The 13,070-nt window shown below is 35.5% G+C and carries 12 protein-coding genes; 7 read left to right on the forward strand and 5 right to left on the reverse strand.

Features of this window, described 5'->3' with window-relative positions:
• Positions 1-378 precede the first annotated feature (378 nt).
• From BJB63x_RS01920 to gmk, 7 genes are all read left to right on the forward strand, one after another.
• A complete protein-coding gene (locus BJB63x_RS01920) occupies positions 379-966 on the forward strand; it encodes an undecaprenyl-diphosphatase (protein ID WP_078719518.1) in 588 nt (195 codons plus the stop codon).
• 76 nt (positions 967-1,042) lie between these two features.
• Entirely contained in the window at positions 1,043-1,987 is a 945-nt protein-coding gene (gene fabD / locus BJB63x_RS01925) for an ACP S-malonyltransferase (RefSeq protein ID WP_078718778.1), read from the forward strand.
• An 18-nt stretch (positions 1,988-2,005) separates the two neighbouring features.
• Positions 2,006-2,743, forward strand: a complete 738-nt coding sequence (fabG, locus tag BJB63x_RS01930) for a 3-oxoacyl-[acyl-carrier-protein] reductase (protein WP_078718780.1) — start codon at positions 2,006-2,008, stop codon at positions 2,741-2,743.
• A 252-nt stretch (positions 2,744-2,995) separates the two neighbouring features.
• The gene (locus BJB63x_RS01935; RefSeq protein ID WP_013544895.1) at positions 2,996-3,232 is read left to right on the forward strand and encodes an acyl carrier protein; all 237 of its coding nucleotides are present in this window, start codon (positions 2,996-2,998) and stop codon (positions 3,230-3,232) included.
• Positions 3,233-3,335: 103 nt separating this feature from the next.
• Complete coding sequence (gene fabF / locus BJB63x_RS01940) at positions 3,336-4,595, forward strand: beta-ketoacyl-ACP synthase II (protein WP_078718781.1); 1,260 nt, start codon at positions 3,336-3,338, stop codon at positions 4,593-4,595.
• Positions 4,596-4,702: 107 nt separating this feature from the next.
• The gene (gene mltG, locus BJB63x_RS01945) at positions 4,703-5,809 is read left to right on the forward strand and encodes an endolytic transglycosylase MltG (protein WP_078718782.1); all 1,107 of its coding nucleotides are present in this window, start codon (positions 4,703-4,705) and stop codon (positions 5,807-5,809) included.
• Positions 5,810-5,862: 53 nt separating this feature from the next.
• Positions 5,863-6,528: a guanylate kinase gene (gene gmk, locus BJB63x_RS01950; RefSeq protein ID WP_078719625.1), complete on the forward strand. Its 666-nt coding sequence runs from the start codon at positions 5,863-5,865 to the stop codon at positions 6,526-6,528.
• Positions 6,529-6,577: 49 nt separating this feature from the next.
• On the opposite strand, the gene rsmA is transcribed toward gmk, so the two are convergent.
• From rsmA to lptG, 5 genes are all read right to left on the reverse strand, one after another.
• A complete protein-coding gene (gene rsmA / locus BJB63x_RS01955) occupies positions 6,578-7,408 on the reverse strand; it encodes a 16S rRNA (adenine(1518)-N(6)/adenine(1519)-N(6))-dimethyltransferase RsmA (protein ID WP_078718783.1) in 831 nt (276 codons plus the stop codon).
• The gene (pdxA, locus tag BJB63x_RS01960) at positions 7,402-8,412 is read right to left on the reverse strand and encodes a 4-hydroxythreonine-4-phosphate dehydrogenase PdxA (RefSeq protein ID WP_078718784.1); all 1,011 of its coding nucleotides are present in this window, start codon (positions 8,410-8,412) and stop codon (positions 7,402-7,404) included. The genes rsmA and pdxA overlap by 7 nt, the downstream gene beginning before the upstream one ends.
• A complete protein-coding gene (locus tag BJB63x_RS01965; protein WP_078718785.1) occupies positions 8,412-9,371 on the reverse strand; it encodes a SurA N-terminal domain-containing protein in 960 nt (319 codons plus the stop codon). The genes pdxA and BJB63x_RS01965 overlap by 1 nt, the downstream gene beginning before the upstream one ends.
• 115 nt (positions 9,372-9,486) lie before the next feature.
• Positions 9,487-11,841: an LPS-assembly protein LptD gene (locus tag BJB63x_RS01970; protein WP_078718786.1), complete on the reverse strand. Its 2,355-nt coding sequence runs from the start codon at positions 11,839-11,841 to the stop codon at positions 9,487-9,489.
• A gap of 6 nt (positions 11,842-11,847) precedes the next feature.
• Positions 11,848-12,945 carry an LPS export ABC transporter permease LptG gene (gene lptG, locus BJB63x_RS01975; protein WP_078718788.1) on the reverse strand — a complete coding sequence of 366 codons (1,098 nt, stop codon included), beginning with the start codon at positions 12,943-12,945 and terminating at the stop codon, positions 11,848-11,850.
• Positions 12,946-13,070 lie beyond the last annotated feature (125 nt).

The raw sequence follows: 13,070 nt of genomic DNA on the forward strand, positions 1-13,070 counted from the left end.
CCTTTCTTCAATTAAATTCTACTAGTTTTGGCGCAAAGCCCCTGCGACTTGTCTTTATTGGAAGACCCAAAGAAGAAAGGACGCGTTTGCAATTTGAGACACTCGAGAGCGGAGATACGGGAGGCCGAAATTATTATATTCCTACTGGTTATTTCCCAGCCCTCCGTTCAACCCCCAGCCAAACACCGGTAATGAACACTAGGTATTTACAGCTTATATTTAAAAATAGCAAGTTGGTGTTTACAAAAAATATGATTTATTGTGTCTTAGGATATTTTTTATGTATTTCGCGTTTTATTTCTCTCTATCATATTAGTAAATATTGATATGATAGAGAGAAATATAGCGATATTTAAAGATATAATGAGTGAGATAAAAATGAATTTTTTACACCAGATTGATGTAGTACTTTTTGAAATGCTTGCTAATAATCATCAAACGTGGTTAGCTTTAATTTGGTTTGGTATAATTTGTGCAAAGTTTTTGATTTATATTATTCCCATACATCTTTGTGTGTTATGGTTTTGCGGTAGATATACTGGAAGATGTGTTGTTTTAAGTATTTGTGTTAGCATTTGTGTTACCCTTTTTGTAGGCTATCTTATTTCTCTTATTTATTATCGTCCGCGTCCATTTGTTGCAGGTCTTATCAAGCCTCTTATTAAACATCGGGAAACAGCTTCTTTTCCGAGTAATCATGCATTAATTATTGTATCTTACTTTGTTAATCTTTATTTGTATCGATGCAAAATTGCTTCTAAGTTTGCATTGATATTTTTGTTATTAATCTGTTGGGGACGTGTTTTTACAGGTGTACACTATCCTCTTGATGTTTTGGCTGGTGTGTTTTTAGGAAGTTTCATAAGTTGGTTTATTATCCGGTTTGTTGCATCATATTTTCCTAAATTTTTATATCAAATTCCGCCCTTGAAATATAATTTTCATATAGGTATTCATTCTAAATAAGTTGATTTCTTGTAATTTATGTTTATTGAATTGGCTAAAGAGCCGATAAATCTGAAATTCAATTTTGGAGATCATGATGATAGCAGCATTCACTTTCCCAGGACAGGGGAGTCAAGTTGTTGGTATGGGAAAAGTACTTGCAGAGCAATTTGCTGAAGCACGTATGGTCTTTGAGGAAGTTGACGATGCTTTGGGTGAAAAATTATCACAGATTATTTTTGAAGGTCCAGAAGAGGCTTTAACATTAACAGCAAATGCACAACCAGCATTGATGGCTGTATCTATAGCAATTATTCGTGTAATGGAAAAATTAGGACTTGATATAGCAAAAAAGGTGAAGTTTGTTGCGGGTCACTCTTTAGGAGAATATTCAGCACTTTGTTCTGCTGGTACATTTAGTTTAGCTGATACAGCAAAACTTTTACGGATTCGTGGAAATGCTATGCAAACAGCTGTTGCTGTTGGTGAAGGTTCAATGGCGGCAATTATTGGTTTGAATGAACAAAATGTTGAAGAAATTTGCGAGCTTGTTTTAGGAGAGGGTTTGTGTCAGATCGCCAATGATAATGGAGGTGGGCAGATTGTTATTTCAGGTAAAACAAAAGCTATCAAGGAAGCGATCAAGATTGCTTCACAAAAAGGAGCTAAACGCGCGTTGCTTCTTTCAGTATCAGCACCTTTCCATTCAATTCTAATGAGTCCTGCGGCCGATGCAATGAAAGACGCCTTTAGAAAAATTAATAAAAGAGCGCCTATTGTTCCACTTATTGCAAATGTTTCTGTTACACCGGAAAGTGATCCGGAACGTATTCTTATGCTTCTTGTTCAACAGGTAACTGGGCGAGTACGATGGCGTGAAACAATCGAATGGTTTGGAGCTAATGAGGTTGATGTTCTTTTTGAAGTTGGTTTTGGGAAAGTATTAACAGGTTTGGCGCGCCGTATTAATAAGGATATCAACGGTTTAACGATTGGTAATGCTGAGGAAATTGAAACAGCATTACAAGTGCTAGGTGTTTAGTTTTAGGGAGTCTAAAAGATGTTTGAATTAACAGGTCGTAAAGCTCTTGTGACGGGAGCATCAGGAGATATTGGTGAAGCAATTGCACGTGTTTTACATGAACAAGGAGTCATTGTTGGATTGCATGGAACGCGTGAAGAAAGACTCAAAGAAATTGCTGTAGATCTTGATAAAAACGTTTTTATTTTTCCTGCTAATCTTTCTGATCGTGATGCTATTAAGAAATTGGCTGAGACAGCTGAAAAAGAAATGGATGGAGTTGATATTCTTGTTAACAATGCTGGTATTACTCGAGACGGTCTTTTTGTACGTATGCAAGATCAGGATTGGGATGATGTGTTGTCAGTTAATTTGACAGCCGCCTTTATTTTAACACGTGAACTAACATATAGCATGATGCGGCGGCGCTACGGACGTATTATTAATATAACTTCTATTGTTGGTGTTGTTGGTAATCCTGGACAAACGAATTATTGTGCTGCGAAAGCTGGTTTAATAGGCTTTTCCAAGTCATTAGCGCAAGAAGTTGCATCACGGAATATAACAGTTAATTGTATTGCTCCAGGATTTATTAAATCCGCGATGACTGATCAATTGAATGAAAAGCAGAAAGAAAAAATTATGGCTACAATTCCAATGAAACGTATGGGAATGGGGCAAGAAATAGCTTCTGCAGTTGTTTATTTAGCAAGTGATGAGTCAGGGTATGTGACTGGACAAACGATACATATCAACGGTGGTATGGCAATGATTTGAGTATTCTACATTGATTTATAACTATTATTATTTTAGATAACGATGAATGAAATAGAACAATAAGTTTATTTCTTTAAGTGTGGTAATTGTTCAACTTATCAGGATATCAATTTAGTACATTTAAGAAGAGAGATCCATGGAATGTCCTATATTTTATCGCTAAAGTTTTGGAGCAATGCATCTATTACTTGATTATATGAACTTATATCGCTAACCAAGTACAGGAAAACAATACAAATTCGAGGATTGAATATGAGTGATACAGAAGAGCGCGTTAGAAAGATTATCGTAGAGCATCTTGGAGTTGACGCAGATAAGGTAGTAGAAAATGCAAGCTTTATCGATGATTTAGGGGCAGATAGCCTTGATACGGTTGAGCTTGTTATGGCTTTTGAAGAAGAGTTCGGTATAGAAATCCCGGATGATGCTGCCGAAACAATTTTCACAGTTGGTGATGCAGTGAAGTTTATTGATAAGGCTTCTGTATAATTTTATTAAAGGGCAAAAGTATTTTATGCTTTTGCCCTATTTTCTAGTTATAGTGTATTTTGACAATGTCGCTTCTAGGGATCGATGATTCAAGGTTAGAAATATGAGACGTGTTGTTGTTACTGGTTTGGGATTAGTATCTCCGCTGGGTGGTGATGTTGAATGGAGTTGGAAGCGGCTTCTCGAAGGGAAAAGTGGTGTTCGACGCATCACTGAATTTAATGTTGCTGATTTACCATGTCAAATTGCTGGTCGTATTCCTTTAGGGGATGGAACAAGTGGTACATATAATGCTGATCTCTATATGGAGCCTAAGGAGCAGCGCAAGGTTGATGCATTTATTACTTATGCAATAGCTGCTGCTGATCAAGCACTTGCAGATGCTGAATGGTTTCCAAAAAGTGATGAAGATCAGATTCAGACGGGTGTTATGATTGGTTCCGGTATTGGTGGCATTGGAGGCATTATTGAGGCTGGTTATACACTTCGTGATAAAGGTCCACGACGAATTTCTCCTTTTTTTATTCCAGGGCGTTTGATTAATCTTGCTTCTGGTTATGTTTCTATTAAGCATGGTTTGCGTGGTCCTAATCATTCGGTTGTAACAGCTTGTTCTACCGGTGCTCATGCGATTGGTGATGCAACTCGTTTAATTGCACTAGGTGATGCAGATGTGATGGTGGCAGGGGGCGCTGAATCTCCAGTTAATCGTATATCTCTTGCTGGTTTTGCTGCCTGTAAAGCTCTTTCTACCGGGCGTAATGATGAACCTGAGCGCGCATCACGGCCTTATGACGCAGATCGTGATGGTTTTATTATGGGTGAGGGGGCTGCTGTTATCATTTTAGAAGAGCTTGAACATGCAAAAAAGCGAGGTGCTCGCATTTATGCAGAGGTGATTGGTTATGGTTTGTCTGGTGATGCTTATCATATTACAGCTCCTTCGGAGAGTGGTGAAGGCGCGCAGCGTAGTATAATATTTGCTCTTAAGCGTGCTCAAGTGAATGTGTGCGATATTGATTATATTAATGCTCACGGTACATCAACAATGGCTGATGTTATAGAATTAGCAGCTGTTGAGCGTGTTTTAGGTCATCATGCGTCGCAGGTATCAATGTCGTCAACAAAATCATCTATTGGACACCTACTTGGTGCGGCTGGGGCAGCTGAAGCTATTTTTTGTATTTTAGCTATACGGGACAATATAGCTCCGGCAACGCTTAATCTCGATAACCCATCTGTTGAAACAAAAATTGATCTTGTACCACATACACCACGTGAGAGAAAAATTGATACAGTTCTTTCTAATTCATTTGGTTTTGGTGGAACGAACGCATCTTTAATAATGCGGCGCTTTAGTTAATAATAAACATTTTCATTTTTTATAGCTGTTTTGATAAACTTTTTGATTATAAGATTTTGGTGAGAAATTATTAATGAAATACTTAAAATTATTAAGGTTGGTAAGTTATGTCTGATGTGAAAAATAAATTATCATTGCAGGATGTAGATGGTTTTTCATTAAATTATTCACCAAATAATAATGATAGATTGCTGCATGGAAAGCGCAAAAGATCGCATATTTTGCGTAATCCGTTTATTATTCTAAGTAATTTTTTTATAATGCTTATTGTGGTTGTTCTTTTAGCAATCGGTATTCCTCTTTATGTTGTAAAGAACATTTTTGAAGGTAAAGGGATAGCTGAAAAAGAACAAGTTATTCTTATCGATTCTGGAAAAGGAATTCGTGAAATTGCATCATTGCTTGAAAAACGTGGTCTTATTCGATCCTCTGATATTTTTATTTATGGAGTTGCTTATTACAAAAACGCAACACGCCTTAAAGCTGGTGAATATTTAATTCCAGCCTATGCTTCAATGCGTGATATTATGGATATTTTTGTAAAAGGAAAGTCTATTGAATATACTTTTACAGTGCCTGAGGGTTTAACCGTTCAACAGGTTTTTGATAGATTAGCAGCCAATGAAATTCTGATCGGTGATCTTCCTGAAATTTTACCTCCAGAGGGCAGTTTAGTGACTGATACTGTTCATTTTGTTCGTGGTACAACACGTATGGAAATTATAAAAAGGCTGCGTGAAGAACAAATGAAATTGGTTAATGCAATATGGGCTACTCGTTCACCAGATTTACCTATCAAGTCTATTGAGGAATTTGTTATATTGGCATCGATTGTTGAAAAAGAGACTGGGATTGCAGAAGAGAAACTGCAAGTGGCTGCAGTATTTTATAATCGTCTTGCTAAACGTATGCGTCTTCAATCTGATCCAACAGTAATTTATGGCATTTTTGGTGGAAAAGGTAAACCTGTAGATCGTCCGATTTATCGTTCAGATCTTGAGAGGGAAACGCCATATAATACTTATAAAATTGATGGATTGCCGCCAGCAGCTATTGCAAATCCAGGTCGCGATTCTTTAAAGGTGGTGGCCAGTTTCCCAAAAAGTGATGCGCTTTATTTTGTAGCTGATGGTTCCGGTAGACATATTTTTTCTAAAACTTTGGATGAACATAATGCAAATATTCGTAAATGGCGTGCGTTAAAAAAACGATAAATCTTCTTAAAATTTAGAATTCATATTTAGAAAATTTTGAAAAAATTAACATTATGACATTATTTGATAATGAATTTAGTGCTCAAAAAAAAAATCAACGTCGCGGTTTCCTATTTATTCTTTCTTCACCTTCAGGTGCTGGTAAATCAACACTTTCACGGTTAATTCTGAAAGATAGGCAGTTAGAGCTTTCTATCAGTATGACAACGCGAGCAAGGCGACCTAGTGAAGTAGATGGTATTCATTATCATTTTATTTCAAAAAAGGAATTTGAACGTAAGTGTGCAGGAGATGAATTTATTGAATGGGCAGAAGTGCATGGGAATTATTATGGAACTTTACGTGAAAGCGTTGAAAATGCATTGAGCACTGGTCGAGATATGTTATTTGATATTGATTATCAGGGGACCGAACAACTTCAAAAAAAAATGCCAGGAGATACTGTTTCTGTTTTTATTCTTCCTCCGTCAATGAAGGAGCTCGTTAGTCGTTTGCATCGTCGAGCAGAAGATAGCCAAGAAATTATTAATTTGCGATTAAAGAATGCGCGAACAGAAATTCAACAATGGCACTCTTACGATTATATTGTGATTAACGAAGATTTAAATCAGTCTTTATTGCTTATTAAATCAATTTATTTAGCAGAAACGATGAAACGTAAGCGTTGTTGTTTTCTTGAATCTTTCATTGATGAGCTTATTGCTGAAAAAATTGATTAGTATGCTTATCATTTTAAGGAAAGCTTCAAATTAACAAGAACTTTAGTTTTTAAATGATCAGGTTGGCTAAAGTTACAAATTCAGAGATAGAAAGTGTTTCTGCTCGGCGTGTTCCATCAATACCAGCTTTTTTTAAAAGCGTTTCACCTCCAATAGTTTTAAGACTTTGGCGTAGCATCTTGCGTCTTTGTCCAAAGGCAATTTTTGTTACAAGGCTTAATTTTTGTATAGAACAATCGAGAGGTTGTAAGCGTGGAATGATATGAACAACAGAAGAACTGACTTTTGGCTCTGGTATGAAGGCTTGAGGAGGAATATCAAAAGCAATTTTTGCGATGCTACGCCAACCAGTTAATATGCTGAGACGACCATAGTAAGGAGATTGGGAAGTTGTTGTAATACGCTTTGCGACTTCACGTTGAAACATTAAAGTCATTGACTCATAAAAAGGAGGCCATGATTTTGTTAAAAGCCAATTTAATAAGAGTTGTGTTCCAATATTATATGGAAGATTTGCAATAATCCTTGGTTTTTCTTGATATACTTCAAAAAGTTTTGAGAAATCTTGTTTTAGTGCATCATTAAAAATAAGTTTGAGTCTTTTTGGATAGTGCTTTTCTATTTCTAAGAGAGCCGGCATACAACGCTCATCACGTTCTATCGCTGTTACAATAGCACCCTTTGCAAGTAAGGCACGAGTCAAACCTCCAGGACCTGGCCCAATTTCAAGAACAGGTTTTCCTTCTATATTTCCTGCTTGATGAGCAATTTTAGTTGTTAAATTAAGATCAAAAATAAAATTCTGTCCCAAAGATTTATTAGCTTGTAGCTTATGTGTATTGATTACATTACGAAGAGGAGGAAGATTATCTATTAACATGTGATTGGATTATTTTTCGCAAGTTGGTCTGCAAGTTGAAGAGCAGCAATAAAACTTTCAGGAGAGGCTATTCCTTTATCTGCAATATCAAAAGCAGTGCCATGGTCTGGAGAAGTTCGGATGAAGGGTAATCCTAAGGTAACATTAACAGTAGTATCAAAGTCTAATGTTTTAACAGGAATAAGAGCTTGATCATGGTACATACAAAGAGCAGCATCATATGCATGCCTTGCACGTTCATGAAACATTATATCAGGAGAGAGAGGGCCTATAATATTAAGACCCTTTTTTTTAAGATGTTCAATAGCAGGAATAATAATTTTTGTCTCTTCTTTCCCTATTGTACCATTTTCTCCAGCGTGAGGATTAAGACCAGCAACGGCTAAGCGGGGTGAAGCTATTGCAAATTTAGTTTTTAAATCGTTTTCAGTAGTCAATGCAGTTTTAATGATTAATTTGCAAGTAAGATATGAGGAAACTTCATTAAGTGGAATATGAATAGTAATTGGTACTGTTTTTAATCGAGGTCCAGATAACATCATAACTGGATGATATTGTTTATTGGAAGATTTTTGAGCAAGATAAGCAAGAAATTCAGTATGACCTGGAAAGTGAAATCCAGTGTCATAGAGAGTTTTTTTGGCAATAGGACAAGTAATTAGCGCACGCGCATAACCATTTTGAATTAACTGAACACTGCGTTCGATTGCTTCAATGATTCCAGCAGCATTATTCGGTGAAGGTAATCCTAGTTGATCACTTTGTCGATTTTTTAAGGGAATTATAGGAAGAGATATTGGAAAATCTTCTACAAGATTGTGGGTAGAAATAGATTTTATATCAATATTAAGTCGTAAAAAACGAGCACGCGAACGAATAACTCCAGGATCAGCTAAAAGAGCAAAAGGCGGAATTTTACGTATATTACGCATATTCCAAGCTTTTATAACAATCTCAGGACCAATTCCTGCTGGGTCGCCACTGCTAACGATTAGTGGAGCCATTATGAGTTTTGAATACGCGCTGTTTGTCTCAATTCTTTTAAATATTTTTCACTGAGAGCTTCAAGAAGTTGGGGAATATTTTTTTTTTGATGATCTTGGATGGAAAATATAAGTCGGGCTACGCGATCATCAGAAACTCTTTTTATTTGACAGACAGCAAGAGCTTCAATTCCATATTGAGTTTCTTGGAAGTTGGTCATTTTTCCAGCTGGTGTTGCAAGGATAGCTTTTTCCCAATTTTGAGGAAGCTGAGGCTCCAAAAATTTTCCTAAATGACGAATAGTAACATCTAAAATACCTTTTGCTTGGTTCTTAGCGTTATGACATCCACGGAAATTTGAACGGAACTTATTTGCTTCTTTCTTACGTTTTTCTAGAATTGCTGACCGACGATGTTCAGGAATAACAAAAATAATTCGTTGTAATGTATACTCGTTTGTTGAAGGTTTTACACCACCATTTTTTAATATTCTATGCGCAGCTTCTTGTTCTGTAAGTGCTCCACCTTCAGCTTGATAACGAGCATTAACAAGACGTCCCCAACCCATTTGTCCCGAAATATATGCTTTAAAGTGCTCTACTGTAACATCAGTTTGAGTAAGCATTCGATTGAGTTGATCAACAGTCATATTATTTTGTGCTGCAAAATTTTCAAAAGCACTTTCAATTTCATCTTTGCTAACTTCAATATTCCGCCGCTTTATTTCATTATTTTTGAGAACTTCATCAATAAGTTCGTTTTTAGCTTGTGCGGCCAGATTTCCTTGTTTCTGTTGCAATTTGAGAAAAGCAATACGCTTTTGAATATCATAACTTGTAATAGCATTGCCATTAACTGTGACGACAACTGAAGTTTGTGCGAAAACTGGTGATGTAAAAAATGTGCTTACCGGTAAACTGCTTATATTCAAAGAAGTGATACAGAATAAAGCAAGAGCACTATTTTTTAGTATATTCATGTAAGTAAACCTTTACATTGTTAATCAATTCTCATCTATTACCTAAAATATATGTTTTTCTGAATAAAAACAATGATAGGTTAAGATCTATATGTTCTCTATTATAAATCTGATTTTATTTTTTGCCAATATCTGCGATTGTACGTAATGAAAAAGAAAAATTAAAACTTTTTAAAGCTATATTGCTTTCTGGATTAGTTACCTTTTGATAGCCGAACTTTATCCCAAAACATTCATCCATATAACTGAGATTTATTCCTTGTTTTACCAAAGTATTAGATACTAAATCATAACTGGCATTATTATTTATAGACCAATAGTTGGAAAATTTAAGTCCCACTTGAAAGGAAATCTCTTGCCGATCTTGCCTATGTTCATCACTTGGTTGATTTGAAATATAAGCATATTGCATAGATGCCCAAAAATTCGACCATTTTTGTGATGCTTCTAATTCACCACGGCGAATTTTCCCTGTTTTTTTATAAAAACGTCCACGAGACGCTATAGAAAAACCATGATTATGATTTGCCTCAAACATTGTCACATAATCTGAACGTGCTGTCTCAAGGCCGGAGTGAGCACCTACGTTGATAAAGTCTTGTTCTACGAACGAGTTTTTTCCTGCGAGATGAAATGATTGTCCAACAAGTCCGTAAAGCGACCAATTATTATTAAAACTTCCGGAATATCTAAGACCTATATTTGCTCTTGTTCCACCTTCTGTACGATCATAGCCAGAGAATTTATCTCTTTGAAATAAGGTAGTTGTATCAAATACAAGGCTTTGAGCATCTTCATTTGGTAGTCGTCCGACATATTGTTCGTTATTACGGATAAAAATTTGTGCTATTGGCTCTAGTATATGTGCTGAAATTCCAGCATTGATAAGAAAAGGATAACGCAATTCCAAACCTGCTGTTGCCATGCTACGGATTGTTGAGGAAGCAATATTAAAATTTTTAAAAGAGCCATTTTCTATGTTAACAATATAGTTATTGTGAGTATTTATTATACTTGTATCAATGCGTAAAGCAAAGATGGGGGTTAGTATTAAGCCATCTTTGGTATTGAAACGTTTTTTCCATTCTAGTTCGCTAGTCAAACGAAAACTGTTTCCAGCTATACCGGAAAGTTGAGGAGATTTGAGCGGATAACCTTGCCAATTTTTATTACTCAAGTCAGCATGACGACGATAAATTGATTGCATATTACTAAGAAAGGTAAGCTTTCCAGTATAGACTGATTTATTGGGTGTAAAAGAATAATCAATGCTGGGTAAAGTCCATGCTTGTTGAGAATGACGTTCTTTGAGAATATCTTTAAGCGTCGAATTTTGGATATTGAAACGGTAGAAACGCATATCAAAGTAATTTTGATTTGCAAGGCCATTTAAATAAAACTGGGAAATTTGTACAGGGTTGCTATAATTTTCAAGTTTGTATGTACGACTAAAATCTCGGTCAGACTGTGTAAAGATATTCCAACCATAAACCCAACGTGAATTAATACGAAAGTCACCTTTTGTTGCTAACATATAACGATTTGTGTACTGTGAATCAATTTTATCATTACCGAAGTTATTAGGGTTGATTTGGTATATATGAGCAAAGTGGATGTTATAATAGCCTGTTTTTAAACGTTGATGCCATGTTCCCTCAGTTAAAAGTCCTTGTTTTTTATAGATCGTAGCAGAAAGTGTGAAATCATTATAAAGTGATAAATTCCAGAAATAAGAATTTTTTAAGCCAATACCAAGATTACCAGCATAAGAAAGATGAGGAGTAAGAAGACCGCTGGCACGTTTTAATGTTGGATCGGGGAGTTCGATAATTGGAAAGTATAAAATTGGGACGCCGAAAGTTTCAAAATAGCCGTTTTCAAATCGAATTGTTTTTTTTACATTGTCCCATATGATCTTTTTTGCTTTGATTTGCCAAGAGACTGCACCATTTGATTTGTTATGGCAAAGCTCACATGCTGTATAGATAGCATTATTGAAAATTGTTATTTGATTCCTGCTGCGTTTAGCATTTTCAGCTTCGAAGTGTGTATTGTTAGTTGTTTTAATACGTAAAGAATTTACAAAACCTTCTCCAAAGTCTTTTGTCATGTCAATATAATTAGAATAGATTTCATTTCCATCTTTTTGAATGATCTTAACATTTCCTTGCGCTATGACACGTCCTGTTTTTTGATTGTAAATGATTCTTTGAGCGATAGCTCTATTATCATCATATTTAATTTGGACATTTCCTTGTGCAGAAATAGTGTTTGCATCATGATTGTAAATGAGTTTATCAGCAGAGAGTAAGAAAGGACTTTTTGTATTTTGGAGATGATTTTGAAGAAAAGGATTAGGATTTTGTGCTGTTGCAGAATGAGATATAAGGATATCTCCAGAAAAACTGATGAGGCTTTTTACAATCAATATTCTCAGTTTTGTTAAAATTCTCCTTTTACTTGCTAACATTTTTACTTAACCATCCTCTGTATAAAGTAAAAAGGAAATTCCAAAAAACAATGCCACTATAACTGGTACCCAAGCAGCAGTGATTGGAGAAATATAACCAGCGTTACCAAAACTTCGAACGAGCACAGAAATAACATAAAGTATAAATCCTGCAATTACACTACCAATAATTGATGTTGAGGATTGTCCAAACCTTGTAAATTTTAATGACACGGTTGCTGCAATGAGAGTCATTGCCACAAGTAACATCGGTAACGCAATTAGTGATTGTAAATGCATATCAAATTGATTAGCAGAATAACCAAATGAGCGTGCAACGGCAATTTTTTTTGGTAATTTGTAAAATGGAATAGTTACAGGGTCAGCTAAATACTCAGTTAAAAATTCTGGTTTTAAGTGAGTTTTTATTCGTAATTCAGTAAATTTTTCAGGTGTTTGTCCTATTTTATAGATTGTTCCATTTGTTAATAACCAAGTACCATTTGTCAATGTTGCTTTTTTAGTATTAATCCAGTTTTTTACTGTTTCATTCTCATTATATTGTACAAAAGTTGCATCAATAAGAGAAAGACAAAGACCTTGATGTATGATTGATTTGGCTCCAATGGTTGTTCTTCCTAAATTTGTGTGTTGTGTTAACCATGGAATGCGTGTGTTGCTGCTAGATATTTGGATATTATTATTGCGCCATGCTGCTATCATTTTTTCTGCTTGGTAAGAGCTCCATGCAGCAAGTGGATTAACGAGAAGGATAGAGAATAGTCCGAAGAGAAAAGCTCCAAAACAAGCTGGTGTAAGAAATTGCCATGCAGAAATACCAATTGAACGAGCGACAACAAGCTCAAATTTTCGGTTAAGCGAGATAAGCATTGTCATCGCAGAAAATAGTGCAATAAAGGGGAAGAGTTGTTGCATAATAAAGGGGATGCGCAGCAATGAAATAAAAAATGCTCCTTTTACAGTATAATGAGGGAGCAACGCTAATCGGCTAGAGTTTTCTGTAAAGTCAATTAAGAGGGTGAGGATAAAGATACCCAGTAAAAAATAACAGATTGTTTTGAGATAAAGTACGAAAAAATATCGTCCAAGCGTCGATCCAATCATGATAGCTTATCCAAAGGATATAAGAATTGCAATGTGTAGATATCATGATGCATGTGAATATTCAATAAAGCGCAAAGTAGCTTTGCCATAAGAGTTTATAAACTATATGATTGATATGCTCTTAT

It is taken from the genome of Bartonella sp. JB63, assembly GCF_002022665.1.
GTDB lineage: Bacteria > Pseudomonadota > Alphaproteobacteria > Rhizobiales > Rhizobiaceae > Bartonella.

Bases quoted from the DNA above. Each gene is read 5' to 3' on its own strand.
- BJB63x_RS01920 (WP_078719518.1), top strand. From the start codon at position 379: ATGAATTTTTTACACCAGATTGATGTAGTACTTTTTGAAATGCTTGCT.
- fabD (WP_078718778.1), top strand. From the start codon at position 1,043: ATGATAGCAGCATTCACTTTCCCAGGACAGGGGAGTCAAGTTGTTGGT.
- fabG (WP_078718780.1), top strand. From the start codon at position 2,006: ATGTTTGAATTAACAGGTCGTAAAGCTCTTGTGACGGGAGCATCAGGA.
- BJB63x_RS01935 (WP_013544895.1), top strand. From the start codon at position 2,996: ATGAGTGATACAGAAGAGCGCGTTAGAAAGATTATCGTAGAGCATCTT.
- fabF (WP_078718781.1), top strand. From the start codon at position 3,336: ATGAGACGTGTTGTTGTTACTGGTTTGGGATTAGTATCTCCGCTGGGT.
- mltG (WP_078718782.1), top strand. From the start codon at position 4,703: ATGTCTGATGTGAAAAATAAATTATCATTGCAGGATGTAGATGGTTTT.
- gmk (WP_078719625.1), top strand. From the start codon at position 5,863: ATGACATTATTTGATAATGAATTTAGTGCTCAAAAAAAAAATCAACGT.
- rsmA (WP_078718783.1), bottom strand. From the start codon at position 7,408: ATGTTAATAGATAATCTTCCTCCTCTTCGTAATGTAATCAATACACAT.
- pdxA (WP_078718784.1), bottom strand. From the start codon at position 8,412: ATGGCTCCACTAATCGTTAGCAGTGGCGACCCAGCAGGAATTGGTCCT.
- BJB63x_RS01965 (WP_078718785.1), bottom strand. From the start codon at position 9,371: ATGAATATACTAAAAAATAGTGCTCTTGCTTTATTCTGTATCACTTCT.
- BJB63x_RS01970 (WP_078718786.1), bottom strand. From the start codon at position 11,841: ATGTTAGCAAGTAAAAGGAGAATTTTAACAAAACTGAGAATATTGATT.
- lptG (WP_078718788.1), bottom strand. From the start codon at position 12,945: ATGATTGGATCGACGCTTGGACGATATTTTTTCGTACTTTATCTCAAA.